The organism is Streptomyces sp. RB17 (assembly GCF_009604455.1).
Lineage (GTDB): Bacteria > Actinomycetota > Actinomycetes > Streptomycetales > Streptomycetaceae > Streptomyces.
Map to the genome: position 1 here is coordinate 684,834 of NZ_WEGL01000003.1, position 25,221 is coordinate 710,054.

Annotated in this window: 29 protein-coding genes, 4 tRNA genes and 2 pseudogenes; 9 read left to right on the forward strand and 26 right to left on the reverse strand. The window is 70.8% G+C overall.

The genetic code is table 11. The annotated features are described in order from the left end of the window. Positions 1 to 52: 52 nt before the first annotated feature. The 6 genes from SRB17_RS16825 to SRB17_RS16850 all read right to left on the reverse strand — a co-directional run bounded on the left by SRB17_RS16825 (position 53) and on the right by SRB17_RS16850 (position 4,032). The gene (locus tag SRB17_RS16825; protein WP_153539310.1) at positions 53 to 1,000 is read right to left on the reverse strand and encodes a hypothetical protein; all 948 of its coding nucleotides are present in this window, start codon (positions 998 to 1,000) and stop codon (positions 53 to 55) included. 179 nt (positions 1,001 to 1,179) lie between these two features. Further along, positions 1,180 to 1,905: a 50S ribosomal protein L1 gene (rplA, locus tag SRB17_RS16830; protein ID WP_323375695.1), complete on the reverse strand. Its 726-nt coding sequence runs from the start codon at positions 1,903 to 1,905 to the stop codon at positions 1,180 to 1,182. Between the two features lie 102 nt (positions 1,906 to 2,007). After that, a complete protein-coding gene (gene rplK, locus SRB17_RS16835) occupies positions 2,008 to 2,442 on the reverse strand; it encodes a 50S ribosomal protein L11 (RefSeq protein ID WP_023547415.1) in 435 nt (144 codons plus the stop codon). Positions 2,443 to 2,612: 170 nt separating this feature from the next. Then, positions 2,613 to 3,485 carry a transcription termination/antitermination protein NusG gene (gene nusG / locus SRB17_RS16840; protein WP_323375696.1) on the reverse strand — a complete coding sequence of 291 codons (873 nt, stop codon included), beginning with the start codon at positions 3,483 to 3,485 and terminating at the stop codon, positions 2,613 to 2,615. A gap of 80 nt (positions 3,486 to 3,565) precedes the next feature. After that, the gene (gene secE / locus SRB17_RS16845; protein ID WP_153539312.1) at positions 3,566 to 3,853 is read right to left on the reverse strand and encodes a preprotein translocase subunit SecE; all 288 of its coding nucleotides are present in this window, start codon (positions 3,851 to 3,853) and stop codon (positions 3,566 to 3,568) included. A 106-nt stretch (positions 3,854 to 3,959) separates the two neighbouring features. Then, positions 3,960 to 4,032, reverse strand: a tRNA-Trp gene (locus SRB17_RS16850). 262 nt (positions 4,033 to 4,294) lie between these two features. Between SRB17_RS16850 and SRB17_RS16855 the strand changes: the two genes are divergently transcribed. Together SRB17_RS16855 and SRB17_RS16860 are read left to right on the forward strand one after the other, a co-directional pair. Then, positions 4,295 to 5,521: a pyridoxal phosphate-dependent aminotransferase gene (locus SRB17_RS16855; protein ID WP_153539314.1), complete on the forward strand. Its 1,227-nt coding sequence runs from the start codon at positions 4,295 to 4,297 to the stop codon at positions 5,519 to 5,521. Positions 5,522 to 5,657: 136 nt separating this feature from the next. Then, positions 5,658 to 6,698: an adenosine deaminase gene (locus SRB17_RS16860; RefSeq protein ID WP_153539316.1), complete on the forward strand. Its 1,041-nt coding sequence runs from the start codon at positions 5,658 to 5,660 to the stop codon at positions 6,696 to 6,698. Here SRB17_RS16860 and SRB17_RS16865 read toward each other — a convergent pair. After that, positions 6,643 to 7,401, reverse strand: coding sequence for a hypothetical protein (locus SRB17_RS16865; RefSeq protein WP_228396086.1), 759 nt, complete (start codon positions 7,399 to 7,401; stop codon positions 6,643 to 6,645). The genes SRB17_RS16860 and SRB17_RS16865 overlap by 56 nt on opposite strands. A 44-nt stretch (positions 7,402 to 7,445) precedes the next feature. Further along, entirely contained in the window at positions 7,446 to 8,057 is a 612-nt protein-coding gene (locus SRB17_RS16870; protein ID WP_153539319.1) for a TetR/AcrR family transcriptional regulator, read from the reverse strand. A gap of 106 nt (positions 8,058 to 8,163) precedes the next feature. On the opposite strand from SRB17_RS16870, the gene SRB17_RS16875 reads away from it, so the two are divergent. Next, complete coding sequence (locus SRB17_RS16875; protein ID WP_153539321.1) at positions 8,164 to 8,796, forward strand: NAD(P)-dependent oxidoreductase; 633 nt, start codon at positions 8,164 to 8,166, stop codon at positions 8,794 to 8,796. A gap of 10 nt (positions 8,797 to 8,806) precedes the next feature. Here the strand turns inward: SRB17_RS16875 and SRB17_RS16880 are convergent, their stop codons facing one another. The 9 genes from SRB17_RS16880 to SRB17_RS16920 all read right to left on the reverse strand — a co-directional run bounded on the left by SRB17_RS16880 (position 8,807) and on the right by SRB17_RS16920 (position 14,347). Next, positions 8,807 to 9,862, reverse strand: a complete 1,056-nt coding sequence (locus SRB17_RS16880; RefSeq protein ID WP_323375698.1) for a UDP-N-acetylmuramate dehydrogenase — start codon at positions 9,860 to 9,862, stop codon at positions 8,807 to 8,809. Positions 9,863 to 10,076: 214 nt separating this feature from the next. After that, positions 10,077 to 10,457 carry a DUF3291 domain-containing protein gene (locus tag SRB17_RS16885; protein WP_153539323.1) on the reverse strand — a complete coding sequence of 127 codons (381 nt, stop codon included), beginning with the start codon at positions 10,455 to 10,457 and terminating at the stop codon, positions 10,077 to 10,079. A 44-nt stretch (positions 10,458 to 10,501) separates the two neighbouring features. After that, a complete protein-coding gene (locus SRB17_RS16890) occupies positions 10,502 to 12,013 on the reverse strand; it encodes a DHA2 family efflux MFS transporter permease subunit (RefSeq protein WP_153539326.1) in 1,512 nt (503 codons plus the stop codon). An 82-nt stretch (positions 12,014 to 12,095) separates the two neighbouring features. Next, a complete protein-coding gene (locus tag SRB17_RS16895) occupies positions 12,096 to 12,665 on the reverse strand; it encodes a helix-turn-helix domain-containing protein (RefSeq protein ID WP_323375699.1) in 570 nt (189 codons plus the stop codon). A 113-nt stretch (positions 12,666 to 12,778) separates the two neighbouring features. Then, positions 12,779 to 13,207: a MaoC family dehydratase gene (locus SRB17_RS16900; RefSeq protein ID WP_153539330.1), complete on the reverse strand. Its 429-nt coding sequence runs from the start codon at positions 13,205 to 13,207 to the stop codon at positions 12,779 to 12,781. A gap of 7 nt (positions 13,208 to 13,214) precedes the next feature. Continuing rightward, the gene (locus SRB17_RS16905) at positions 13,215 to 13,667 is read right to left on the reverse strand and encodes a MaoC family dehydratase N-terminal domain-containing protein (RefSeq protein WP_153539332.1); all 453 of its coding nucleotides are present in this window, start codon (positions 13,665 to 13,667) and stop codon (positions 13,215 to 13,217) included. Positions 13,668 to 13,900: 233 nt separating this feature from the next. Next, entirely contained in the window at positions 13,901 to 14,065 is a 165-nt protein-coding gene (gene rpmG / locus SRB17_RS16910; RefSeq protein ID WP_003948671.1) for a 50S ribosomal protein L33, read from the reverse strand. Positions 14,066 to 14,155: 90 nt separating this feature from the next. Continuing rightward, a tRNA-Met gene (locus tag SRB17_RS16915) sits at positions 14,156 to 14,228 on the reverse strand. Positions 14,229 to 14,274: 46 nt separating this feature from the next. Further along, positions 14,275 to 14,347, reverse strand: a tRNA-Thr gene (locus tag SRB17_RS16920). Positions 14,348 to 14,804: 457 nt separating this feature from the next. Here SRB17_RS16920 and SRB17_RS16925 point away from each other — a divergent pair. Next, on the forward strand, positions 14,805 to 16,070 hold the full coding sequence (locus SRB17_RS16925) for an amidohydrolase family protein (RefSeq protein ID WP_153539334.1): 1,266 nt from the start codon (positions 14,805 to 14,807) through the stop codon (positions 16,068 to 16,070). Positions 16,071 to 16,361: 291 nt separating this feature from the next. Next, entirely contained in the window at positions 16,362 to 17,018 is a 657-nt protein-coding gene (locus tag SRB17_RS16930) for an SDR family oxidoreductase (RefSeq protein ID WP_153539336.1), read from the forward strand. A 140-nt stretch (positions 17,019 to 17,158) separates the two neighbouring features. Here the strand turns inward: SRB17_RS16930 and SRB17_RS46355 are convergent, their stop codons facing one another. From SRB17_RS46355 to SRB17_RS16945, 3 genes are read right to left on the reverse strand one after another with little or no spacing between them, the layout of a single operon-like run. Continuing rightward, positions 17,159 to 17,371, reverse strand: a complete 213-nt coding sequence (locus SRB17_RS46355; RefSeq protein ID WP_153539338.1) for a hypothetical protein — start codon at positions 17,369 to 17,371, stop codon at positions 17,159 to 17,161. Positions 17,372 to 17,413: 42 nt separating this feature from the next. Then, on the reverse strand, positions 17,414 to 17,638 hold the full coding sequence (locus tag SRB17_RS16940; RefSeq protein WP_153539340.1) for a hypothetical protein: 225 nt from the start codon (positions 17,636 to 17,638) through the stop codon (positions 17,414 to 17,416). Between the two features lie 44 nt (positions 17,639 to 17,682). Beyond that, entirely contained in the window at positions 17,683 to 18,036 is a 354-nt protein-coding gene (locus SRB17_RS16945; protein WP_323375704.1) for a DUF6233 domain-containing protein, read from the reverse strand. A 311-nt stretch (positions 18,037 to 18,347) separates the two neighbouring features. Here SRB17_RS16945 and SRB17_RS16950 point away from each other — a divergent pair, with 311 nt between their 5' ends. Further along, positions 18,348 to 18,830, forward strand: a complete 483-nt coding sequence (locus SRB17_RS16950; protein ID WP_323375705.1) for a carboxymuconolactone decarboxylase family protein — start codon at positions 18,348 to 18,350, stop codon at positions 18,828 to 18,830. Between the two features lie 64 nt (positions 18,831 to 18,894). On the opposite strand, the gene SRB17_RS16955 is transcribed toward SRB17_RS16950, so the two are convergent. Next, positions 18,895 to 18,976 (reverse strand) — tRNA-Tyr (locus SRB17_RS16955). Positions 18,977 to 19,200: 224 nt separating this feature from the next. Between SRB17_RS16955 and SRB17_RS16960 the strand changes: the two genes are divergently transcribed. From SRB17_RS16960 to SRB17_RS16970, 3 genes are all read left to right on the forward strand, one after another. Continuing rightward, entirely contained in the window at positions 19,201 to 19,689 is a 489-nt protein-coding gene (locus SRB17_RS16960) for a YajQ family cyclic di-GMP-binding protein (protein ID WP_153539342.1), read from the forward strand. 270 nt (positions 19,690 to 19,959) lie between these two features. Beyond that, a complete protein-coding gene (locus SRB17_RS16965) occupies positions 19,960 to 21,213 on the forward strand; it encodes an APC family permease (protein ID WP_153539344.1) in 1,254 nt (417 codons plus the stop codon). Between the two features lie 130 nt (positions 21,214 to 21,343). After that, a complete protein-coding gene (locus SRB17_RS16970) occupies positions 21,344 to 21,745 on the forward strand; it encodes a YccF domain-containing protein (RefSeq protein ID WP_153539346.1) in 402 nt (133 codons plus the stop codon). Positions 21,746 to 21,827: 82 nt separating this feature from the next. Here the strand turns inward: SRB17_RS16970 and SRB17_RS16975 are convergent, their stop codons facing one another. The 5 genes and pseudogenes from SRB17_RS16975 to SRB17_RS16995 all read right to left on the reverse strand — a co-directional run bounded on the left by SRB17_RS16975 (position 21,828) and on the right by SRB17_RS16995 (position 25,210). Beyond that, the gene (locus SRB17_RS16975; RefSeq protein ID WP_323375707.1) at positions 21,828 to 22,232 is read right to left on the reverse strand and encodes a gas vesicle protein K; all 405 of its coding nucleotides are present in this window, start codon (positions 22,230 to 22,232) and stop codon (positions 21,828 to 21,830) included. Positions 22,233 to 22,332: 100 nt separating this feature from the next. Beyond that, positions 22,333 to 22,581, reverse strand: a pseudogene (locus SRB17_RS46360) (gas vesicle protein); the annotation flags it as partial. Then, the gene (locus tag SRB17_RS16985; RefSeq protein ID WP_323375708.1) at positions 22,578 to 23,408 is read right to left on the reverse strand and encodes a GvpL/GvpF family gas vesicle protein; all 831 of its coding nucleotides are present in this window, start codon (positions 23,406 to 23,408) and stop codon (positions 22,578 to 22,580) included. The pseudogene SRB17_RS46360 and the gene SRB17_RS16985, both read right to left, overlap by 4 nt. 290 nt (positions 23,409 to 23,698) lie before the next feature. Beyond that, a pseudogene (locus SRB17_RS46365) lies at positions 23,699 to 24,019 on the reverse strand (gas vesicle protein); the annotation flags it as partial. 75 nt (positions 24,020 to 24,094) lie between these two features. Continuing rightward, on the reverse strand, positions 24,095 to 25,210 hold the full coding sequence (locus tag SRB17_RS16995; RefSeq protein ID WP_153539348.1) for an SRPBCC family protein: 1,116 nt from the start codon (positions 25,208 to 25,210) through the stop codon (positions 24,095 to 24,097). Between the last annotated feature and the right edge of the window lie 11 nt (positions 25,211 to 25,221).

Genomic DNA, 25,221 nt, shown 5'->3' on the forward strand with positions numbered 1-25,221 from the left:
CGGGGCAGCGTCGAGCAAATCGGGCTCTACGACACCCCGGTCGCGCGAGGACTCAGGAGCTGATGCCGGTGCCGGCCCCGGGAACGCTGGTGGCGGAGCCGCTCGACGTGTTGCCCGAGCCGGGGACGCCGAGGGACTTCATCAGGTCCTTGAAGTCCTTGGTGTCACCGGCCGGCGGCGCCTCGGCGGAGACCGGCACGCCGTAGTCGCTGTAGTAGGCGGTGCTGGTCAGGGTGCCCTTGGCCGTGTCCGCCCGCTCGGTCTTCTTCATCAGCAGGTTCTGGTCGTTGATCCAGATGTCGACGGTGTCGGTGGTGATGCCCGCCTGGTCGAGCTGCTTCTTCAGGGCGGCCAGCTGGTCCGCGCTGAGGTTGCTGCTCTTGCCCGCGAAGTCGGCGACGTTCACCGTGCCCACGTAGTGCGTCGTACGGACGCCGGAGACGGTCTCCTCGCCGACCTTCTTCACGTCGTGGGAGGCCAGCAGCAGCTTCACCGACTGGTTCGGCGTGGAGTTCTGGAACTGGTCCTTCACATACGAACCGGAGGCGCCGCCGTACTTGGCGAGGTCGGCGTACGCGTACCTGACCCAGTGCTTGCCGCCCGTCTTCTGGGCGAAGGTGTCGCTCATGTGCGCGTAGTACGCGTCCGGCAGATACCGGGCCTCCATCGTCGACGTGCCGGCCGCGCGCATCATCTCGGCCATCTGACCGCCGGTGTACGTGAGGGTCATGTTGCCCTTGAGACCGTGGGCCCAGGTGAGGGCGCCGGTTCCGGTCGCCGACATCAGGTTGCCGAAGGACATCGTGGAGCGCACCTTGGCCGAGTCCGCCTTGTCGGTGGACTGCTCGGTGGTGCGCAGCACCGCCGCGATGGGGCTGACATGGATCGCGCCGCCGTCGGCCGCCTTGTCGCCCTTCGAGGAGCCGCAGGCGGCCACCCCGGTCAGCGCGGCCACCACGGCCACGGAAAGGGCCGTCCGGCGCGCCGTCGTGCTCTTCATCTTGTCTACCCCCATGCAAGTCGAGTGCCTGCCACCGTAGCGCCGGCGACTGACAGTCGTCCGAAAGGCCGTACAAAGAAAGCCCGTACGAAGAAAGGACGGGCCCCGCACCTGGAAGGTTGCGGGGCCCGCCCTCTACTTACGCGTACCTGACGCGGCTACCGGGGTGAGCGGGGGGCTCAGACGGCGGCCGGGTCCTCCTCGACGAGGAGGTTGCGGGTGCGGTTGGAGTCGACCGGAATGCCGGGGCCCATCGTGGTGCTGATGGCGGCCTTCTTGATGTAGCGACCCTTGGCTGCGGACGGCTTCAGACGGAGGATCTCCTCCAGCGCGGCGCCGTAGTTCTCCACCAGCTTGCTGTCGTCGAAGGACGCCTTGCCGATGATGAAGTGCAGGTTCGAGTGCTTGTCGACGCGGAACTCGATCTTGCCGCCCTTGATGTCGGTGACGGCCTTGGCGACGTCGGGGGTGACGGTGCCGGTCTTCGGGTTCGGCATCAGACCACGCGGGCCGAGGACGCGGCCGAGGCGGCCGACCTTGCCCATGAGGTCCGGGGTGGCGACGACGGCGTCGAAGTCCAGGCGGCCCTTCGAGACCTCGTCGATCAGCTCGTCGGCACCGACGATGTCGGCGCCCGCGGCACGCGCGGCCTCGGCACGGTCACCGGTCGCGAAGACCAGGACCCGGGCGGTCTTACCGGTGCCGTGCGGAAGGTTCACGGTGCCACGGACCATCTGGTCGGCCTTGCGCGGGTCGACACCCAGACGGAAGGCGACCTCGACGGTGGAGTCGAACTTGGTCGTGGAGGTCTCCTTGGCGAGACGGACGGCCTCGAGCGGGGCGTACAGCTTGTCCCGGTCGACCTTGGCGTCCGCAGCGCGGAGAGCCTTGCTGCGCTTGCTCACAACTTGCTCCTGTGTGTTCTGAAAGGAGTCGTGGTCCCTGGGCCGAGCAGGCCCTGCCACGTGCGACCGGCTACGGCCGCATGACTGCTAGGGGGTTTGGGGTCAGCCCTCGACCGTGACGCCCATGGAGCGCGCGGTACCGGCGATGATCTTCGCGGCGGCGTCCAGGTCGTTCGCGTTCAGGTCGGGCATCTTGGTCTGGGCGATCTCGCGGACCTGCGCCTCGGTGATCTTGGCGACCTTGGTCTTGTGCGGCTCGCCGGAGCCCTTCTCGATGCCCGCGGCCTTGAGGATCATCTTCGCGGCCGGCGGCGTCTTGGTGACGAAGGTGAAGGAGCGGTCCTCGTAGACCGTGATCTCCACCGGGATGACCCAACCGCGCTGCGACTCGGTCGCGGCGTTGTAGGCCTTGCAGAACTCCATGATGTTCACGCCGTGCTGACCCAGCGCGGGGCCGACCGGCGGGGCCGGGTTGGCGGCACCGGCCTGGATCTGGAGCTTGATGAGCCCCGTGACCTTCTTCTTCTTGGGAGGCATAGCTCTCCGGGTCCTTTCATTCGGGTCCATGCCCGCACAAGGATCGCGATCCTGACGCAGGCATACCGCACAACGATAGCGGGTATAGATGTGCGGCCAAAAACCGCGCAGGTCAGACCGGCTGAGACAGCCCGCCTGACCTGCGCGGAAGAGCGACGTCCAGAATTGGACTAGTTCTTCTGGATCTGGTCGAAGGACAGCTCGACCGGCGTCTCGCGGCCGAAGATCTCCACCAGGCCCTTGACCTTCTTCGAGTCGGGGTTGATCTCGTTGATGGTCGCCTGCAGCGTGGCGAACGGGCCGTCGGTGACGGTGACCGAGTCGCCGACCTCGAAGTCCAGCACCTGGACCTCGACCTTGCGCTGCGGCGCGGGCTTGCCCTCGGCCTCGGCGGCCTCGCGGGCGGCCTTCTCCTCGGCCTCCGGGGCGAGCATCTTGACGATCTCGTCCAGGGTCAGCGGGTACGGGTCGTAGGCGTTGCCGACGAAGCCGGTGACGCCCGGGGTGTTGCGGACGACGCCCCAGGACTCGTTGGTCAGATCCATGCGGACCAGGACGTAACCCGGCAGCTTGTTCTGCTTGATCGTCTTGCGGTCGCCGTTCTTGATCTGGACGACCTCTTCCTGCGGCACCTCGGCCTGGAAGATGTAGTCCTCGACGTTCAGCGAGACGGCGCGCTGCTCCAGGTTGGTCTTCACGCGGTTCTCATAGCCGGCGTAGGTGTGGATGACGTACCACTCGCCGGGCAGGGAACGCAGTTCCTCGCGCAGGGCCTGGACGGGGTCGACGGGCGCGGCCGGCTCCTCCTCGGCGGCCTCTTCGGCCTCGGCCTCGGCGGCGGCCTCTTCGGCCTCCTCCGCGTCCCCGTCCTCGTCCTCGACGTTCAGGGCAGCCTCTTCGGCCGGCTCCCCCGCCTCGGCCTCGGCAGCCTCGAACTCGTCCTGCTCGTCCGCGCCCTCGACGATGTCGAGCTCGTCGTCCACCATCTCGGCAGCGGTCGCGCGCGACTCGATGGCGTCGTCGTTCAGGTTCGGGTCAGACACGGTGGCTGCTTCTTCCTGGATACATAGGGGTGGAACATGCGAAAACGGGCGCCGGTACCACGGCGCCCTTCGCTCTTGGCTCAGCCGAAGACGTACTTGGCCGCGTGGTTGAGCCCATAGTCAATCACGGTCACCAGCGCGATCATGATGGCGACGAAGAAGATCACCACAGTGGTGTACGACGTCAGCTGGTTGCGCGTCGGCCAGACGACCTTGCGGAGCTCCGCGATGATCTGGCGGTAGAAGGTGGCGAGACGCTTCAGCGGGCCCTTCTTGGCGCGCTTACCGCCCTTGCGGGCCTTCTTCTTGGCCTCGACCGCCTCGTCCTGGGCATCAGGCGTGTCGATGGAGCCCACGGCGTCCGTCATAGTCCTCACCTGGTCCCGGGTCGTGGCCGTGCCGCGCCCGGTTTCTGAGCCGCACGGCGGTGCATTGCTGTACGTACACGCGCACACATCCTGGCGGTGTGTGTAGCAGGGCCGGAGGGACTTGAACCCCCAACCGCCGGTTTTGGAGACCGGTGCTCTACCAATTGAGCTACGACCCTTTGTGTGTCCCCCAACGTACCGCATCCGGACGGGTGCGCGGTGTGCACCGGTTTCGGCGGCGGCTTCTGAAGGCCAACGAGGTGAGAGTGTACGTGGTCCGGGCCCCGGCGTCGAACAGAAAGTGCCCGTCCGGGGCCACTTGACCAAAGATCGTCCTGGCCGGCGGCGGGATTCGGACCCGTGTTCACGTCTCGACTCCTCCTTGTTCAGTCTGTGAAACCCACGTGCCGGGGACATTTCCGGTCTGGAACGATGGGCTCCATGAGCGCTGCAACCCCACCCACCGAGCGCCGGGTCTCCGCCCGAGTCGGCGCGATCTCCGAGTCCGCCACCCTCGCCGTGGACGCCAAGGCCAAGGCCCTGAAGGCCGCCGGGCGTCCGGTGATCGGCTTCGGCGCCGGTGAACCCGACTTCCCGACCCCGGACTACATCGTCGAGGCGGCCGTAGAGGCCTGCAAGAACCCGAAGTACCACCGCTACACGCCGGCGGGAGGCCTGCCCGAGCTGAAGGCCGCGATCGCCGCGAAGACGCTGCGCGACTCCGGCTGGGAGCCGGACGTCTCGCAGATCCTGGTCACCAACGGCGGCAAGCAGGCCATCTACGAGGCGTTCGCCGCGATCCTCGACCCGGGCGACGAGGTCATCGTCCCGGCGCCGTACTGGACGACGTACCCGGAGTCGATCCGCCTGGCCGGCGGTGTCCCGGTGGAGGTCGTGGCCGACGAGACCACCGGCTACCGGGTCTCGGTCGAGCAGCTGGAGGCGGCGCGCACGGAGAAGACGAAGGTCGTGCTCTTCGTCTCCCCGTCCAACCCGACCGGCGCGGTCTACTCCGAGGCCGAGACCGAGGCGATCGGCCGCTGGGCCGTGGAGCACGGCCTGTGGGTGCTCACCGACGAGATCTACGAGCACCTGGTGTACGGCGACGCCGCCGCGGTGTCCCTGCCGGCCCTCCTGCCCGAGCTGCGCGACAAGTGCATCGTCGTCAACGGTGTGGCCAAGACGTACGCCATGACCGGCTGGCGCGTGGGCTGGGTCATCGGCCCGAAGGACGTCGTGAAGGCCGCGACGAACCTGCAGTCGCACGCCACCTCGAACGTCTCCAACGTCGCCCAGGTGGCCGCCCTGGCCGCCGTCTCCGGCGACCTCGAGGCCGTGGCGAAGATGCGCGAGGCCTTCGACCGGCGCCGCAAGACCATCGTGCGGATGCTCAACGAGATCGACGGCGTGGTCTGCCCGGAGCCCGAGGGCGCGTTCTACGCCTACCCGTCGGTCAAGGCCCTGCTCGGCAGGGAGATCCGCGGCAAGCGCCCGCAGGACACGGTCGAGCTGGCCGCGCTGATCCTGGAGGAGGTCGAGGTCGCGGTCGTCCCGGGCGAGGCCTTCGGCACGCCGGGCTATCTGCGGCTGTCGTACGCGCTGGGCGACGAGGACCTCGTCGAGGGCGTGAGCCGCATCCAGAAGCTGCTGGCGGAGGCCAAGGCCTGAGCCGGTCCGTTTCTCGTCCATTTTTGGACTGGGGCACCCCCTGGACGTTCGGGGTGCCCCAGTTCGTTTGTGCGAGCAAGACCACGTACGGGGAAACGGCTACCGATGTGCCGGGTGCGTACGGCAGGATCCTGGGATGGAGCGTGTACGTGACCTCTCTGAGCTGCCGAAAGCCCATCTGCACCTGCACTTCACCGGTTCGATGCGGCCGGGGACCGTCCTGGAACTGGCCGACAAGTACGGCGTACGCCTGCCCGATGCCCTGACGGAGGCACTGACCAGCGGCGAACCGCCGAAGCTGCGCGCCACGGACGAGCGGGGCTGGTTCCGTTTCCAGCGGCTGTACGACGCGGCGCGCTCCTGTCTGCGCGCACCGGAGGACATCCGGCGTCTGGTCCGGGAGGCCGCCGAGGAGGATCTGAAGGACGGCTCGCGCTGGCTGGAGATCCAGGTGGACCCGACGTCGTACGCGCCCCGGCTGGGCGGGCTGATCCCGGCACTGGAGATCATCCTGGACGCGGTGGAGACCACCTCCCGGGAGACCGGGCTCGGCATGCGCGTGCTGGTCGCCGCCAACCGCATGAAGCACCCCCTGGACGCCCGTACGCTGGCCCGCCTCGCGGTGCGGTACGCGGACCGGGGCGTGGTCGGTTTCGGGCTCTCCAACGACGAGCGGCGGGGCATGGCGCGGGACTTCGACCGGGCCTTCCACATCGCGCGCGAGGGCGGGCTGCTGTCGGCCCCGCACGGCGGCGAGCTGACCGGCCCGGCGTCGGTGCGCGACTGCCTGGACGACCTGCACGCCTCGCGGATCGGGCACGGGGTGCGCGCGGCGGAGGACCCGCGGCTGCTGAAGCGGCTCGCCGACCGGGGCGTGACCTGCGAGGTGTGCCCGGCCTCGAACGTGGCGCTCGGCGTGTACGAGAAGCCCGAGGACGTGCCGCTGCGGACGCTCTTCGACGCCGGCGTGCCCATGGCGCTCGGCGCCGACGACCCGCTGCTGTTCGGCTCCCGGCTGGCCGCCCAGTACGAGATCGCACGGCACGCGCACGGCTTCTCCGACGCCGAACTCGCCGAGCTGGCACGCCAGTCGGTGCGGGGCTCGGCCGCCCCGGAGGACGTCAGGGCGCGGCTGCTGGCCGGCGTGGACGAGTGGCTGACCCGCCCGGTCGGCTGAGGCCGGCGGCGGGGCCGGCCTGCCGTCCGAAGGGCTCGCCCGGCCGTCTGAAGTGGGCGTAGGGCGGATAGGCCTTGAAGCAGATCAGCACGTCGACGGGGTGCCCACCGCCGGGCGGCTGCACCAGCGCCGGGATCTCCCCCGTCATCCGCATGTGCCCCTTGGCGACGCCCTGCTGGTACGGCCCGTGGCCCGCCGCGCGCGCGAACCAGGTGGCCGTCTCGGCGAACACGTCCCGGCTGCCGAAGAGGAAGAACGTACGCGCGTGCGTGGCGTGCCGCAGCTCGTCCCGGAAGCCGGCACGTCCCGCGCGTTCACGCCAGGCGGCGGCGTCCCGCGCGGTGCGCGACTCGTCCGTCCGGACGGTCAGCGGGCTCCCGTCCCGCAGCTTCCGGCGCAGCTCGGGCCACTGGCCGGCGCGCAGGCCGAGCGAGTGGTGGACCAGAACGAGGTCGACCAGCTCGCCGACCCCCTCGTCGGGCGGGACGCCGTCCCGCAGCGGCACATGGACGATCGTGTGCCGGGAGTAGGCGGCGAAGGAGAACAGGCCCGCCAGCCGGTTCAGCCCGTCGTGATCGCCGAGCAGGTACCCGATGGGTTCCGGGGCACGCAACGAGGTGTGGCGCAGGGAGTGCCAAGGCTGGACGACCCGGTGTTCGCGCGCACCGGTGCGGGGGCGGAACTCGCGCAGTCTCAACCGCATACGGCCGTGCTCCCGGAGCCGATGGTCATGCCCCCAGCTGCGGCTCAGGCGGAGGCCGGCGCAACGGAGATTCCGCCCAGCAGCGTCTTCGCGAGCCGCGCGGCGAACGCGTCGACCGGCGGTCGCTCCCCCGTGTCGGTCATGTCGTAGGCGAACGCGCGCTGCGCGCAGGCGCCCAGCAGCAGGGAGGCGGCCGCGAAGGTGTCGGCGTCGGCGCGGACGCGGCCGACGGCCTGTTCGGCGCGCAGATAGGCGTCCAGGTCCTGGATGGGCCGGTGCGGGCCGGAGCCGAGGGTGCGCAGGGCGTCGTCGTGGCGCCGCTTGAGCTGGGTCTCGGCGTACAGGGAGGCGGCGATCGGGAAGCTCTGCTCGTAGAAGAGGGCGGCCTCGCGGGCGATCTCGGTGAGGTTGCCCTCCAGGGTGCCCTGTCCCGGTTCGGCGGCGAGGCTGTTGAGCAAGGGTGTGAGCCGGGGCAGCCGCTCGGCGAGCACGCGCACGAACAGCTCCTCCTTGCTGTCGAAGTACTTGTAGAGGGCCGCCTCGGAGCAGCCGGCCGCGCGGGCGATCTCCTTGGTGGTGGCGCGGGCGAGTCCGACGGTGAGCATGAGCTCGTGGGCGGCGTCGAGGATGCGGACACGCGCCGGCTTCGGCTCCATGGGCGTCCAATCGGGCTTGACGGGTGGGTGAGTACTTACCCACTCTAGAGGTCAACAGGGGTGAGTGAATACTTACCCACCCATCATCCCGAGCACGGGAGCACACATGAACCTCACCGTTTTCGGCGCCACCGGCGGCATCGGCCGCGAGATCGTGCGCCAGGCGCTCGGCGCCGGCCACCGGGTGACGGCCGTGGTCCGCGATCCGGCCCGGCTCGACGTCACGGGGGACGCGCTGGAGGTGTTCCGCGCCGACCTCGCCGATCCCGAGGAGCTGCGCGCCGCCGTCAGTGGCCGGGACGCGGTCCTGTCCGGCCTGGGCGCGCGCAGCCGCAAGGACGCCGGGGTCGCCACCCGGCTGACCCGTACGGTCCTGCGCGCCATGGAGGCGGAGGGCGTACGACGGCTGCTCGTGGTCAGTGCCGGACCCGTCGGCCCCGCTCCCGAGGGCGACGGCGCGCTGGACCGTGCGATGCGCGGCCTGGTGTCGGCCGTCCTGAAGGACGTCTACACCGACCTGCGCGGGATGGAGGCCGAACTGGCCCGCAGCGGCACGGACTGGACGTCCGTACGGCCGCCCCGCCTGCAGAACAAGCCGCTCACCGGCCACTACCGCACCGTCGTGGGCGGCTTCCCGCGCCAGGGCCGCTTCATCGCGCGCGCCGACGTCGCGCACGCGATGCTGGCGATGATCGACGACGGGGGGACGGTGAAGCAGGGGGTGGGGGTGGCCTACTAGACCCGCCTGTCTACAGGCTGACGCCGACCGTCACCGGCTCGTTGACGAGCGTGATCCCGAAGGCCTCGCGGACGCCGGCGACCACCTCGCGGGCCAGGGCCAGCAGGTCCTCCGTGGTGGCGGCGCCCCGGTTGGTGAGGGCGAGGGTGTGCTTGGTCGAGATGCGGGCCGGTCCGGTGCCGTAGCCCTTGGTGAAGCCCGCCCTGTCGATCAGCCAGGCCGCGGAGGTCTTCGTACGGCCCTCCCCCGCCGGGTAGGCGGGCGGCTCGACGCCGTCGCCCAGCCGCTCGCGCACGCGCGCGTGGAACGCGGCGAACTGCTCGTCGGTGAGGATCGGGTTGGTGAAGAAGGATCCGGCGGACCAGGTGTCGTGGTCCTCGGCGTCGAGCACCATGCCTTTCCCGGCGCGCAGCTTCAGCACGGTCTCGCGGGCGGCGGGCAGCGGCACCCGGTCCCCCGGCTCGACGCCGAGCGCGCGGGCCGCCTCGGCGTACTTCACGGGCGCGGAGAGCCCGCCCGCGTCCTCCAGCTCGAAGCGGACGCGCAGCACGACATAGCGCTCGGGGTCCGCCTTGAAGCGGCTGTGGCGGTACGAGAAGGCGCACTCCTCGTTCGTCAGCGTGACGGTCTCGCCGGCGCGCCGGTCGTAGGCGATGACCTCGGTGATGGTGGAGGAGACCTCCTGACCGTAGGCACCCACGTTCTGAATCGGCGTGGCGCCAGCGGATCCGGGGATGCCGGCCAGGCACTCGATGCCGGCGAGCCCCGCCTCGACCGTGCGGGCGACGGCGTCCGTCCACACTTCTCCGGCCGCGAGCTCCAGCGTCGTACCACGCAGCTCGACACCGCGCGTGGCGATGCGCAGGGCGGTGCCGTCGAAGCCCTTGTCGCCGATCACCAGGTTCGATCCGCCGCCGATGACCAGCAGCGGCGTCCCGCTGTCGTCGGCCTCCCGGACGGCGGCGATCACCTCGGCGTCGGTCACCGCAGTGACCAGCCGCGTCGCGGGACCGCCCAGCCGGAAGCTGGTCAGCGGGGCAAGGGGGGCGTCGTGGAGTACCTGCACGGGCCCAAGACTACGAGACACCTCCACCGGCCCGGCATCCAGACGGGCGGCGCCCAGCAGCCCCGGCCCACCCCACCCGCGCGAGCCGACACGCGCGTACGCGTGCGTGCGCTCCTGATGTCCGTCGGCCCCTGGCATACGCGTACACGCGCGCGTGGTCTCCTCTCGAAGGCCACGCGCGCGTGCACGACGTACCGGGACCGCCGACCACGGTCTACGTGAGCCGCCGCTCCGCCTCCTCCCAGCTCAGCGGCAGTTGGTCGGCGGAGGTCTGCCAGGTGGCGAAGGCGACGTCGCGCATCTGCGAGGCCAGTCCGCGGGAGGCGGGCCGGTGAGCGCCGGAGCGGGCGAAGGCCTTCAGAGCGTCGGCGGACTCCCAGCCGGACAGCGTCCAGAAGGTCCGCCGCAGGGGCTGTGCCTTGAGGGTGGCACCGTAGGCGCCGGGCGCCTTGCCGACCTGCCGCCACACCGCCGGGGTGCGGGCGAGAAAGCGCAGGGCGCCCCACAGGGAGCGGGTCTCGAAGCGCGAGGCGAAGACGTGCACCTCGGTGCCCTGCGGCGGGGTGTTCGGCACGATCCAGGGAAGAGCGGGCATCGCGAACTCCTTGGGGCGAGGGTGGTGAGGTTCCGGGCCGGGTCTCAGCGGGCGGTGCTCTCCAGGGCGGCGGTCGCCGCGGCGGGAGCCTCGGTGGCAGCGGCCTCCAGGCCGGTCGCGGGCGTCGGCCCGTCCCCCGCCGCGAGGCGGGCGGCGCTGCGCCGGCCCGGGATCAGCAGCGCCGCGACCGCGGCGAGGGCGACCACCGCCGAGCCGGTGACCAGGGCGGGCCGCAGACCGTCCACGAAGCTCTGCGCACTCTCGTAGCCGCCCTGTGCGGAGAAGATCGACGACATCACCGCGATGCCGAGCGCGCCGCCCACCTCGCGCAGCGCATTGTTGGCCCCGGAGGCGATGCCCTGCTCCTGCGGGCGGACGCTGGACATCACCAGATTGGCCGCCGGCGCGAAGTACAGGGCCATGCCGACCCCGCTGACGACCAGGGCGGGCAGCTGGGCGGCGTAGGAGGCGTCCGTGGTGGCCACGGCGGCCATGTAGCCGAGACCGACGGCCTGCAGGAACAGGCCCGCGGCGACGACCGGGCGGCCGCCGATGCGGTCGGAGAGGATCCCGGCGATAGGCGCGACGAGCATCGGCATGCCGGTCCAGGGCAGCATCCTTAGGCCGGCCTCGGTGGGCGAGTAGCCGAGCACGCCCTGCATGTACTGGCTGAGCAGGAAGATCGAGCCGAACATGCCGACGAACATCAGCAGGCTGGCCGCGTTGATGCCGGAGAAGGCGCGGGACCGGAACAGCCGCATCGGCAGCATGGGGTTGGCCGCGCGGGAGCTGTACAGGACGAACCCGGTCAGCAGCGCGCCGCCCGCGAACAGCGCGGTCAGGACCACGGTGTCGGTCCAGCCGTCGGCGGGGCCGCGGACCAGGCCGTAGACGATCCCGAAGAGGCCGCCGCTGGCGAGCAGGGTGCCGGGGACGTCGAGCCGGGCCCCGGTGCCGTGGGACTCGGCGAGGCGCAGCCGGGCGAGCGGCAGCGTGATCAGGCCGAGCGGCACGTTCAGCCAGAAGATCCAGTGCCAGGAGACGTGCTCGGTGAGGCTGCCGCCGATGAGCGGTCCGGAGGCGACGGCGAGCCCGTTGACGGCACCCCAGATGCCGTACATCATCCCGCGCTTGGCGGCGGGCACGGCCGCGGTCAGCAGGGTCAGCGTGAGCGGCATCATCACGGCCGCGCCGACGCCCTGGACCGCGCGGGCGGCGATCAGGGAGCCGATGCCGGGGGCCATGGCCGCGGCGGCCGAGGCGCCGGTGAAGACGGCGAGTCCGGCGATGAAGAGCCGGCGGCGCCCGAAGCGGTCGCCGAGCGCCGCGCCGAACATCAGCAGGACGGCGAAGGTGAGCGTGTAGGCGCTCACGGTCCACTCGAGGTCGTCCAGGGCGCCGCCGAGGTCCTTGCGGATGGAGGGCAGGGCGGTGGTGACGACGAGGTTGTCGAGGGCCGCCATGAAGCCAGCGACGCTGGTGATGACGAGGGCCCAGGCGGCGCTCGCGCGGCCGGGGCTCGGTGCGGTCTCGCCCGGTGCGGTCTGCTGTGACATCTCTCCCCCAGAGAGCGATCTAGTTAGTTATTGATAACTAACTTTTGCGGTCATGAAAGAGGCGGGCCGCCGCCTCGTCGCGCTACTCCTCCGGCCGCCCGGATGGCCGGGCCTGCGTGTCGATCCCCTGCCAGACCCGGTGTTCCGGCGGAAACCCCATGGCGGTCAGGGTATTGATGAGCATCCCGTACGCCAGGAAGGTCGTGGTTTCGCCGTCGTCCGCCCCCAGCGGCAGGTGAACGGTGTCCCAGAGCTTCATCCAGGCGGTCCGTACGGCCTCACCGAACTCGTGGTCGCCCTCCGCCTCGGCGGCCGCGACCGTGATGTACGTCTGCATCTGCATCTGGAGCTTCTCGGGCTGCTCCGTGATCAGCCGCACATAGGCGTTCGCCATGGCCTGCAGGGCCTCCTCGCCGCGCAGCCCCTCGGCGGCTTCCTCGAAGACCCGGCAGGTGTCCTCCACGCACCGGAGGGACGCAGCGGCGAAGATCGCTTTCTTGCCCGCGAAGAGCCGGAAGAGGTACGGCTGCGACACGCCGACGCGGCTGGCGATCGCCTCCGTGGACGTGCCGTAGTAGCCCTTCTGCGCGAACTCGGCGATCGCCGCGCGAATGACGCTCTCGCGTCGCTCCTCTGCACTCATCCTGACCACGAGGAGTAAGTTAGTGCTCAATCACTAACTTTGCAAGGCCCCTCGCCCGGACGCATGTAAGGGGCGCCCCACCAGGGAGGACGCCCCTTACCTCACCGCTACCGCTTCAGCCGTCAGGCCAGCCGTACGACCGCCCGGGACATGCCCAGCACCTTCTGGCCGCCGCTGGTCACCGTCAGGTCCACGCGGACGGTGTTGTCGTCCAGCTTGGCCGCGACCTTGCCGCTGACCTCGATCAGCGCACCCTTGTCGTCGTTCGGCACGACGACCGGCTTGGTGAAGCGGACGCCGTACTCCACGACCGCGCCCGGGTCCCCGGTCCAGTCGGTGACCACGCGGACCGCCTCGGCCATGGTGAACATGCCGTGCGCGATGACGTCCGGCAGGCCGACCTCCTTGGCGAACTTCTCGTTCCAGTGGATCGGGTTGAAGTCCCCGGAGGCACCCGCGTAGCGCACGAGCGTGGCACGGGTCACCGGGAAGGTCCGCGCCGGCAGTTCGGTGCCGACCTCGACGTCGTCGTACGCGATCTTCGCCGTCATCAGGTCCTCACGCCTCCTCGGCCGCGCGGGCCACGAGCTTGGTCCAGGCGGTCACGACGTGCTCGCCCGCCTCGTCGTGCACCTCGCCGCGGATGTCCAGGATGTCGTTGCCCGCGAGCGACTTGATGCCCTCGATGGTGGAGGTGACCGTGAGCCGGTCGCCGGCGCGCACCGGGCGGCTGTAGGCGAACTTCTGGTCGCCGTGCACCACGCGGCTGTAGTCGAGGCCGAGCTGCGGGTCCTCGACGATCTGCCCCGCGGCCGGGAAGGTGATGGCGAACACGAAGGTCGGCGGGGCGATCACATCGGAATGACCGAACGCCTTCGCGGCCTCCGGGTCCGTGTAGACCGGGTTGGTCTCGCCCACCGCCTCGGCGAACTCGCGGATCTTCTCCCGGCCCACCTCGTAGGGCGCTGTGGGCGGGTAGGTCCGTCCTACGAAGGACTGGTCGAGCGCCATGGCCCGGCACCTCCTGATGTCTGCTGTGATGGCCCCAAATTAGCCCGAATCCCGCCGGGGAATGCGCGGGGGGACGGTCGAGGCGCGCCCGCCGAAACGCGGGTGAAGCCGAAGCGCCGCCGAAGCCGAGCGCCCGTACGGCACGAGGCACCGATGGAGCGGTGGGGCGGTGGGGCGGTGAAACGCCGCGAGGCCGCCCCCTCGGAAGGGGACGGCCTCGCGGACGAGCCTGTTTATCGCGTCTCGCGGTGCGCGGTGTGCGCATTGCAGCGAGGGCAGTGCTTCTTCATCTCAAGGCGATCCGGGTTGTTACGCCGGTTCTTCTTGGTGATGTAGTTCCGCTCCTTGCACTCCACGCAGGCCAGCGTGATCTTCGGGCGGACGTCGGTGGCAGCCACGTGAGTGCTCCTAAGACGAACGGGTGGACTAATTCAACGCAAGAAAGAGTAGCCGATCGAAGGACCGACCCCGCAATCGGCTACTGTGAGTAGCGGTGACCGGACTTGAACCGGTGACACAGCGATTATGAGCCGCTTGCTCTACCGACTGAGCTACACCGCTGCGGTGCGATCGGGCTCCACCTTTCGGCAGGTACCTCTCACACCAGAGCCCCAAAACGGAATCGAACCGTTGACCTTCTCCTTACCATGGAGACGCTCTGCCGACTGAGCTATTGGGGCGAGCGATGAAGACATTACACGGTCCGCCGCCGTTCACCCAAATCCGTATCCGGCAGCCCGCGACAACGCCCTCCCAAGGTCCGCAGCGGCCTCATGAGCCGCAGGCGGGGCGGACGGGCAGGAGGCGATCGCCCAGGGCCGGCGGGCGTGGACCGATCGCCGAGTGCCCCGTGGCCCGTGGCCCGTGGAACGAAAGCGACGGCACACGCGCGTGGACGTCGTCGGGAAGGTCGTCGGCGGGTGGGCGGCGGGCGCCACGCGGGTGGGCGACAGGAGTCACGGTGGGTGGGCCACACGTGTACGCCAAGGGTGGACCACACCGGTACGACTATTGCGCCCTTGCGCGCCCGGCGCCGCTCGCCACCCTAGGCTCGACTCGCTCTGCGTGATCTTGGCGCCCGCGCCCCCGGTGTCTCACGCAGGCCCGCCCGAGCCCCCGCCCCCATCCTGGAGCGCGATGCCCGACAGTCAGCCGCAGCCCCACCCGCCGTCGAACTCCTCGGGATCCTCGGGCCAGTCCGACCCGGCCGCCCTGCTGCTGTGCGGGGCGCAACTCACCGACGGCCGGACGGTGGACGTACGGCTGGGCCGCGGGCGCATCGAGGCGGTGGGCACGGCCGGCAGTCTGGCGCCGGGCCCCGCCCGGACGGGCGCCACGCGCGTGGACCTGAACGGCTATCTGCTCCTGCCGGCCCCGGCCGAACCGCACGCCCACGCTGATGCCGCACTGTCCGCCGAGCGCTCCGGGCCGGTGTCGTACGCCCCCGGGGACGTCCAGCGCCGGGCGACGGAGGCGGCCCTGCTGCAGCTCGGCCATGGGGCGACGGCGGCACGCGCGCACGTGCGCGTGGGCGACGTACAAGGGCTCGGCGCGCTGGGCGCCGTCCTGCAGGCGCGGCGCTCGCTGCGGGGGCTCGCCGAGCTGACGACGGTCGCGATGCCAAGGCTGCTGACCGGGGTGGCCGGAGCCGACGGGCTGGCGATGCTGCGCGACGCGGTCAAGATGGGCGCGTCCGTGGTGGGCGGCTGCCCCGACCTGGACCCCGATCCCACGGGCTATGTGGAGACCGTGCTTGAGGTGGCCTCCGAGCACGGCTGCCCGGTGGACCTGCACACGGACGCCTCCGACCCGGCCCGGTTGTCCCGGCTCGCGGCCATGGCCGGGGGCCTGCGCCCCGGCGTGACGATCGGTCCGTGCGCCGGTCTCGCCCGCCTCCCCGCCGAGGCCGCCGCCCGCGCCGCCGACCAACTCGCGGCGGCAGGTGTGATGGTCGTATGTCTGCCCCAGGGCGGCTGCTGCGGAACCGACCGCCGGGGCGCCGCCCCGGTACGGCTGCTGCGCGCGGCCGGGGTGCGCGTGTCGGCCGGCAGCGGCGCCCTGCGCGACGCCTCCAACCCCGTCGGGCGCGGTGACCCCCTGGAAGCGGCCTACCTCCTCGCCTCCGCCCACGGCCTGCGCCCGGAGGACGCCTACGACGCCGTGAGCACCTCGGCCCGCGCGATGCTGGGCCTGCCGGAGGTACGCGTGGAGGCCGGCTTCCCCGCAGACCTCCTCGCCGTACGCGGCAACCGCCTGGCCGGCGCCCTGTCCCTCGCCTACAGCCGGATCGTGGTCCACCGGGGCCGAGTGGTGGCCCGCACGAGCGCGGTACGCGAGTACTGCAACTCGGCGGCCACCGCGGAACTCGGGTTGCCGCGACAGGGGCGGGGCGAGTTGTCGTGAGGGGGCGCGGTCGGAGGCGCGTGGTGAGGGGGTGGCGGTTGAGGTGGGTGCGGTCTGAGGTGGGGGCCGGGGGCGCGCGGGTGAGTGTGCGCGCCGGGCGTGATCCCGTGGGCCCACGGCGCAGGGGTGTGGGTGCATGGGCGGGCGTGTGGGTGCACGGCGCGGGCCCGTAGGTGCACGGCGTGGCACGGCGTGGCCCTGTGGGCACACATGGGCACGCGCCCGGCGCGTTCCTGCCACGCCGGTCAACTCGTGCGGCGGATGCGCACCTTCCGGCGTACGGTCGGATTCATGCGCATTGTCATCGCTGGTGGTCATGGTCAGATCGCGCTGCGGTTGGAGCGCCTGCTCGCCGCGCGCGGGGACGAGGTCGCGGGGATCATCCGCACGTCCGAACAGGGCGACGATCTGCGGGCGGCCGGTGCCGAACCGGTGCTGCTCGACCTGGAGTCCGCCTCGGTGGAGGAGGTCGCGGCGCACCTGCAGGGCGCCGACGCGGCGGTCTTCGCGGCCGGCGCGGGCCCGGGCAGCGGGGCGGCCCGCAAGGAGACGGTGGACAGGGGCGCGGCCGTGCTGTTCGCGGACGCGGCCGTGCGCGCGGGCGTGCGCCGTTTCCTGGTCGTGTCCTCGATGGGAGCGGATCCCGCGCACCAGGGCGACGGTGTCTTCGACGCGTATCTGCGCGCCAAGGGCGAGGCGGACACGTACATCACCCGCCAGACGGCCCTGGACTGGACGATCCTGCGCCCCGGCTCGCTGACGGACGACGCCGGTACCGGTCAGGTCCGTCTGGAGGCGCACACCGGGCGCGGCGCGATCCCTCGGGACGATGTGGCCGCCGTACTCGCGGAGTTGGTGGACACCCCGGCGACGACCGGCCTGACGCTGGAGCTGATCAGCGGATCGGCGCCGGTGTCGGTCGCGGTCAAGTCGGTGGCCGGGAACTGAGGCCGGTCACCGGCCGTTGAACGGACGGACCCCGCCACCGAGCCTTCACCACCGACCGCCTGTCACACCGTCAGATCCATCCCTCTCCCCCGAATCGACCCACCCACACGCGAGTCGGCCCCCTCCGCCCCTGCGCACACTCAGAACAGAGGCAGCTGCCCGGGAAACTCCGGTACGGCGTAACCGTCCAACGCCGGCTGGACAGCTTCGAGTTGGGCCTGTCGCCGTGACCCGGCGCAGGAGACGAGCTCCCCGTTCTCCCGCGCCCCGGGCGGGTCGTGCCGCGCGTAGCGTCCCGCGACGACGGCGATGTCGCGGTGGCACACAGGACAGCTTCTGCGTCGGGAGGACATGCCGTCAGTGTGCCCGCACCGCCGCCGGACGCGACACCGCTGTCACGTACGGGTCTCGGCTTCCCAGCGGTCGGGGCCCGCCCCACGCCAGTCGATCAGCGGCGAGTCGGCCACCTGCTCCGGCTCGATCTCCAGCCCCGCGCGGCGCAGGAACTCCACCAGGTCCCCCACGTTGTGGGCCAGGCCGAGGATCTCGCCGTCCACCCGGACCCGGCGGCCGCCGGTCGGGGACGGCAGGTGCACGATGATGGGTCGTTTCCCGGCCATGGCTCCAGCATCGTCCGGACCGCCCGGGCCCGCACCCGGACCGGTCATTCCAGTATTCCCAGTGCGGTGTCGGGGCGGCACAGCGGGCATGGGTCGACATCTCCTTCGGTGAGGGCGTGTACCGCCTCGTCCCGGCTGATCCCCTTGGCGCGCCCGCCGGCGCTCGTACAGCCGCCGACGTGGACGTACACCGTGGTGCGGCCGTTCAGGCCGCGCTCGATCAGCCAGTCCGGAGCGGCCTGCCGGACGGTGAGGCGGCGCTGCCGTTCGGCCTCCCGGCGTTCTTCGTCCGCGATCCACCGGTCCATCAGGGCGAGCTGCCGCGCGGCCTGATGTTCGACGACGCGGCGGGCGAAACGCAGCATGTCGAGACGCGTCAGCGGACGTTCATCGTTCACGTGTTCGATTCTAGTGAAGAGACCCGGAAGTGCGACCAGTGGGATGCGGCCACTGCGACCGTCCTGCGGCAACGAAGGCTGAGGAACTCGCGCCGGCCCACCCGCCGACGGGGTGGCGTTCTTGCACCTCGACGACGCCACTCGCCCGGCGGCAGTGAACCTGCGGTAGCGCCCGCTCGCGGCGAGCTGACGGAGGCCGGGCGAACACTGCCTCGATCGTTGAGACGCAGGTCACATCCGTTCCTGTCACAGGGTGCGGGGCCGCCCTGTCCTAGAGGGCGTACGAACCGGCAACCACCCAGGAGTACACCGTGGAAGCTCGTCTGAACGTCATGGCCGCACCGGTCGCGGCCAAGGCCATGAAGCACATCATCGCCGCGGGCATGGCGCTCTCGGAGTCGACCGTGCCGGCCTCGACGCGCGAACTGATGATGCTCCGCGCCAGCCAGATCAACGGCTGTGCCGGATGCATCGACATGCACACCAAGGAAGCCACCGCGGCCGGCGAGAGCGCCGTACGCCTCCACCTGGTCGCCGCCTGGCGGGAGGCCAAGGTCTTCACCGACGCCGAGCGCGCCGCGCTGGAGCTGACGGAGCAGGGCACCCGCATCGCCGACGCGGCCGGCGGCGTCCCCGACGAGGTCTGGGCGAACGCGGCCAAGTACTACGACGAGGACCAGCTCGCCGACCTGGTGGCCCAGATCGCCGTCATCAACGCCTTCAACCGCGGAAACGTCATCACCCAGCAGCCCGCCGGCGACTACGAGGCGGGAATGATCGCCAAGTTCCACTGAAGGGCCCGCAACGATGAGAGCCCCGTGACCTGCTCTCGCAGGTCACGGGGCTCTCATTACCGTGTGGCGGCGCCAGGATTCGAACCTGGGAAGGCTGAGCCGGCAGATTTACAGTCTGCTCCCTTTGGCCGCTCGGGCACACCGCCGGGTCGGCCACCAGATCGAACCGCTCCTCGGCGGTGCTCCCTGGCGACGACGTAAACAATACCCGATACACGGGGGTGCTTCGCCACCCGATTGATCTCCGCCCCCGGCTCGTGGGGTGGCTAGGCTGGTGCGGATGCGGCCCGGCGCCCTGCCGGGTCCGGCGGCCGCCCCGCGCACGCCGGCACGCACCCGATACGCACCCCGATACAAGGAGCCACAGGACATGGCCGACTCCAGTTTCGACATCGTCTCGAAGGTCGAGCGGCAGGAGGTCGACAACGCCCTCAACCAGGCCGCCAAGGAGATCTCGCAGCGCTACGACTTCAAGGGCGTGGGTGCCTCGATCTCGTGGTCCGGTGAAAAGATCCTCATGGAGGCCAACTCCGAGGACCGGGTGAAGGCTGTCCTCGACGTCTTCCAGTCCAAGCTGATCAAGCGCGGCATCTCCCTGAAGGCGCTGGACGCGGGCGAGCCCCAGCTGTCCGGCAAGGAGTACAAGATCTTCGCGTCGATCGAGGAGGGCATCTCCCAGGACAACGCGAAGAAGGTGGCGAAGATCATCCGCGACGAGGGCCCGAAGGGCGTGAAGGCCCAGGTCCAGGGCGACGAACTCCGCGTCTCCTCCAAGAGCCGTGACGACCTGCAGGCCGTGATCGCGCTGCTGAAGGGCAAGGACTTCGACTTCGCGCTGCAGTTCGTCAACTACCGGTAGGACTGCCGATAGGAACTACCGGTAGGAGTGCCGTAGAAGCGCCGGTTGAACTGCCGTACAAACACCGGCAGAACGGCCGTACGACCACCGGCAGGAAACCGGCAGGACATCTGCGGCAGCACGGAGGGGCGGGCGCCCCCGAGCGGTGCCCGCCCCTCCGTGCTGCCGTCGCGTGCGTTCATCGCCTGGTGACCGCGTGTTCGTGGCCTGTTGACGAGGACGATGTCAGCGGTCCAACACCCGGTTGCGGAGGTCAGTACGGTGCATCGCATGACACCTTCCGGCACCGCACTGCGACGCACCCTCGGCGTGCGGGACGCCGTGGTCGTCGGGCTCGGCTCGATGGTCGGGGCCGGCGTGTTCTCGGCCCTGGAGCCCGCCGCGCGCGCGGCCGGATCGGGGCTGCTTCCCGGGCTGGCGCTCGCGGCCGTCGTGGCGTACTGCAACGCCATGTCCTCCGCCCGGCTCGCCGCCCGCTATCCGGCCTCCGGCGGCACGTACGTGTACGGACGGGAACGGCTGGGCCCCTTCTGGGGCTATCTCGCGGGCTGGGCCTTCGTGGTCGGCAAGACGGCGTCCTGCGCGGCCATGGCGCTCACCGTGGGCGCCTACGTCTGGCCGGGGCAGGCGCACGCGGTGGCGGTCGCGGCCGTGGTGGCCCTGACGGCCGTGAACTACGGCGGGATCCAGAAGTCGGCGTGGCTGACGCGCCTGATCGTGGCGGTGGTGCTGGCCGTGCTCGCGGCCGTGGTGGTCGTGTGCCTGGCCTCCGGGCGGGCCGACGCCGGACGGCTGGGCATCGGGCTGTCGTCGGGCGCGGGCGGGGTGCTGCAGGCGGCGGGGCTGCTGTTCTTCGCGTTCGCCGGGTACGCGCGGATCGCGACCCTCGGGGAGGAGGTACGGGATCCGGCGCGCACGATTCCGCGTGCGATCCCGTTGGCCCTGGGGATCACGCTTGTGGTGTACGCGTGCGTGGCCGTCGCGGTGCTCGCCGTCCTCGGTACGGACCGGCTGGGGCACGCGACGGCGCCGCTGGCCGACGCGGTACGGGCGGCCGGCGTGCCGGAGCTCGTGCCGGTGGTGCGGGCCGGGGCGGCGGTGGCGGCGCTCGGCTCGCTGCTCGCACTGATCCTCGGCGTGTCCCGTACGACGCTCGCCATGGCCCGGGACGGGCATCTGCCGGGGACACTGGCGGCCGTACACCCGCGTTCCCGGGTGCCGCACCGGGCGGAACTCGCCGTGGGCGCGGTGGTCGCCGTAGTGGCCGCGACGGTCGACGTGCGCGGTGCGATCGGCTTCTCCTCCTTCGGCGTGCTCGCCTACTACGCCGTCGCCAACGCCTCGGCGTGGACCCTGAGTCCGGCCCCGTCGGCCCGCGCGACGCCCGTGCTGGGCCTGCTGGGCTGCGCCACGCTCGCCTTCGCGCTGCCCGCCGTCTCGGTGGTCGCGGGGGCGGGCGTGCTCGCGGTGGGCGTCGCGGCCTACGGCGTACGCCGGTGGGCGCGGCGACGGCACACCGAGTGACGCCGAACGGGATCGTCTCCGAACGTTCCCGATCACGCCACAGGGGTGCTGCGGTTCTGCCCGAACGCCCGACGCGCTGATACTTGTGGCAGCAGGCATGCCGGCGGACCGACCTGGAGAGGTACCGATCATGAAGGTGTTCAACCTGCTGCTCAACATCCTGTGGCTCGTCTTCTGCGGCTTCTGGATGGCGATCGGTTATCTCATCGCTGCCCTGATCTGTTTCGTCCTGATCATCACCATCCCGTTCGGCATCGCGTCGCTGCGCATCGCCGGCTTCGTCCTGTGGCCGTTCGGCCGGACCACCGTGGACCGGCCCGACGCGGGGGCGGGCTCCTTCATCGGCAACGTGATCTGGGTGATCTTCGCGGGATGGTGGCTGGCGCTGGGCCACCTGATCACGAGCATCCCGCTGTTCCTGTCGATCATCGGGATCCCCTTCGGCTGGGCGAACCTCAAGCTCATCCCGATCTCCCTCATGCCGCTCGGGCGCGAGGTCGTGCCGTCGGACCAGGGTTTCGCAGGCCGCTGACCTCCTGCCACGGCCGCTGACCGCGTGCCACGGCCGCGCTGACCATCTGCGACGTCCGCTGATCGCCTGCGCCGGTCGCCGGTCACGGCGGAAGCAGTGTGCCCAGCGGTCCGAGGTCGATGTTGAGGTCGGCCAGGGTGAGGCCGTAGCTGTCGCACAGTTCGGCCATCCGGTCGTGCAGCAGCATCAGGGTCAGGCCGAGACGTTCCTCCTGCTCCTCGGTCAGGTCACCCTCGTCCACGCGGCGCAGGGCCTGTCGCTCCATCAGCTGGCGCAGCAGTTCCACGATGGTCAGCACGAGCCTGACGAGGTCCCGCTCCACCGTGTCCGGGTCGGCGCGGAGCCGGCGCGCGGCGCCCCGGACAGGGCCGGTGAGCGACGGGGAGACCTCTTCCGGGCGGGCGGGCAGCAGCGAGAAGGCCCGGTCCGCGGCGTCGGCGATCTCGCGCAGTCGATCGGGGGACGGGCGGTCAGCGGGGCTCGTCACCGGAACCCCCGTGTCCCCCCTGTCCGCCCTGTCCGCCCTGTCCGCCCTGTCCCTGGTATCCCTGATATCCCTCGTATCCGTCGTATTCCCCGGGCCCCCCAGGCCCCCCGTGATCGTCTGTCAGCGCCTGCCGCGGCGGAACGAACGTCGCCCACTGCTCGTCGAGTTGCTCGCGGACGGCGACCACCACGGCGCGCAGCGAGATCCTCACGAGATCGATGTCGGCGATGGACAGGACGAGATCTCCGGTGAGCACCACACCACCGCTCAGCAGCCGGTCCAGCAGGTCGATCAGGGCCACCTGCTGCTGACGGACCGGACGGTCGTCGTACGCGCCGTACTCGCTCACCGCCGCCCGGCCTCCCCCACCTGCACGCCGGGCCCGGGCGGGGTGGTGAAGGAGTACGGCGCCCAGGGCCCGGTGACGTCCACGCGGACCCCGTGCAAGCCGTCCGCGGCGTGCAGCATCCGGGTGCGGAACGTCTCGGTCAGACGGCGCGGGACCAGATAGGCGTCATTGGCGACGTTCACGCCCGGAACCTGGGCCAGTGTGCCCTCCTGCGGCCGGTGCCGGGTGCGTTCGACCGCGAGGCCGCGGGCCTGCTCCTCCGTGCGCCGGACGGCCTCCTCGGCGAGCCGCCACGCGTCCTCCCGCTCCTGCCGCTGGTGCCTGCGACTGCGCAGATAGGCGCGTCCGGGGTTCACCGATTCGTTCGCCGCGTCGGCCGGCCCGCCGGCTTGCGCGGGGACGGGCTCAGACGTGGGCGGCACCTCGGCGTACACCTTGACGCCCCATTCGTCGTGGTCGGCGAGCCGGTTCAGCAGCGTGGTGAGGGACGCCTCCTGCTCGCGCAGCATGTCCCGGACCCGGTTCTCGTCGAGATACACGGTCGCCAGCCGCAGGGGGAGGACCGTGCTGTACCGGGCCAGGGTCTCGATCACCAGGTGGTGGGCCCGGGCGGTCGCCTCCAGCCACCGCATGTCCTCCAGACCGGTCTTCAGCGCCGCCTCCGAGAACTCGTCCCGGGGCACCGCGCTCACCGCGGCGGCCACCCCACCCGTGCGGACCAGGGTGACCGGGGCGTCCGCCACTCCCCGGACAGCGGCGAGCGCCGTCCGCTCCGGCGTGGCGGACGATCCGACCACGGCGTACGCATAGCACAGCGGCTCGTCCACCGTTCTCAGCTCCGGTCCTCGTCGCGCTCGTCTCGCTCGTCGTCCTCGTCGTCCTCGTCGTCCTCGTCGTCCTCGTCGTCCTCGTCGTCCTCGTCGTCCTCGTCGCCTTCGACGTCCTCGACGACCTCGACGTCATCGACGTCCTCGGCTTTACGGCGTTTACGGCGCGGCTCGGCACGCGTCGCTCGCCGGGCCTGATCGGCGTCACCCGCGACACCGGCGTCACGGGACCGGCGACGGCTGCCGGATCCACCCTCGGGCAGTTCCGACCGGGACTCACCGAGCTGTCTGCGCAACACGTCCACTTCTTCGCGCAGGCGCTCGTTCTGCTCCCGGAGGCTGCGTCGGCCGTCGGCCCGGGACGAAAGGGCGGGGTCGTGCTCCCACCAGTCGATACCGATCTCCCTGGCCTTGTCGACGGAGGCCACGAGAAGCCGGAGTTTGATGGTGAGCAGCTCGATGTCGAGGAGGTTGATCTTGATGTCGCCGACGATGACGATGCCCTTGTCGAGCACGCGTTCCAGAATGTCGGCCAGGTTCGCGCTCGATCCCTGATCGTACGGCGACAGGGGGTGCAACGACCTCGGGACGGCGGGCTCGTGCTCGGTCACGGCATCTCGACCTCGTTTCCCTGGGCGGCCCGGCGCTGCGGGAGGCCTGCGGCTCACGCATCTCGGCGGCGGGATCTATCCGCGGCGCCGGCGGGTCTCGGCGGAGCGGCTCTCGGCGGGTTCCTCCTCCGCCTCGTCGTAGTAGCGGTCGTCGTAGGAGCGGTCGTCGCTCTCTCCGCCTTCCGCCTCCGCGTCTTCCTCCCCTTCCTCCTCCTCGTCTTCGTCCTCGTCTTCGTCCTCGTCGTAGGCCTCCTCGGGCTCCTCCTCTTCCGCCTCTTCCTCTTCGCCTTCCTCCTTGTCCTCGTACTGCTCCTCAGCCGCCTCGGCCTCCTGCGGACCGCGCACGACCTTGCCCTGACGGATCTCCCCGCGCCAGGCTCCGGTGGCCTCTCCGCGCATCATCACGAAGGTGCGGAAGAGCTTCAGATCCAGCCGGGCGCGGCGCCCCTGGGCCCGTACCAGGCCGCCGACCCGCTCGACCACGCCCTTGGGGAAGTACTCCAGGACGAGCAGCACCTTGGTGAGGTTCTCGCCGAGGGGATGGAAGGTGACGACGCCCTTGGTGGTGGCCTTCTCCCCCTCGGACGTCCAGGCGATCCGTTCGTCGGGCACCTGCTCCGTGATCATGCCCCGCCAGCGACGGCCCGCCCTGGCGATCCTCACCTCCCAGTGGGTGGTGATCTCGTCCTCCTGCTCGACGTCGACCACGCCCTTGGCGAACCGCTCGAACTCCGTGAACTGCGTCCACTGGTCGTAGGCCTCGCGTACGGGCACGCCGATGTCGATGTCCTCGATGATGGTCAGGCCCCTGCCGGTGCCCGGGCTCTCCGGGGCCTTGTCGTGCCGCTTCTCGGCGACGTCCTTGGCCTTGTCCAGGAGTGTGTCCTTGGCGTGGGACGCGGTCGAGGTCAGCGCCTGGCCCGACGGCGCGTGCTCGAGGAGCTTCTTTCCGCTCCTGGCCGCGGCGGTGGTGAGCGCGCGGGGACCGAGGTGTATCTCGGTCAGTTTGCGTGCGCCTTCGCCGAGACGATGGCCCACGCCCTCCAGCATCAATTCGAGCCGGGCTTCCAGGTAGTGCTCGACCTCTTCCTTCAGCCGGTTCGCGCCAGGGTTCTGCAGTGCCTGTTCACGGACCTTGCCGAGGGTCCCGGTTCCGCCCGAGCCGCGTTCCGGCGTCTTGCCGTCCGCCATCGTCAGGCCTC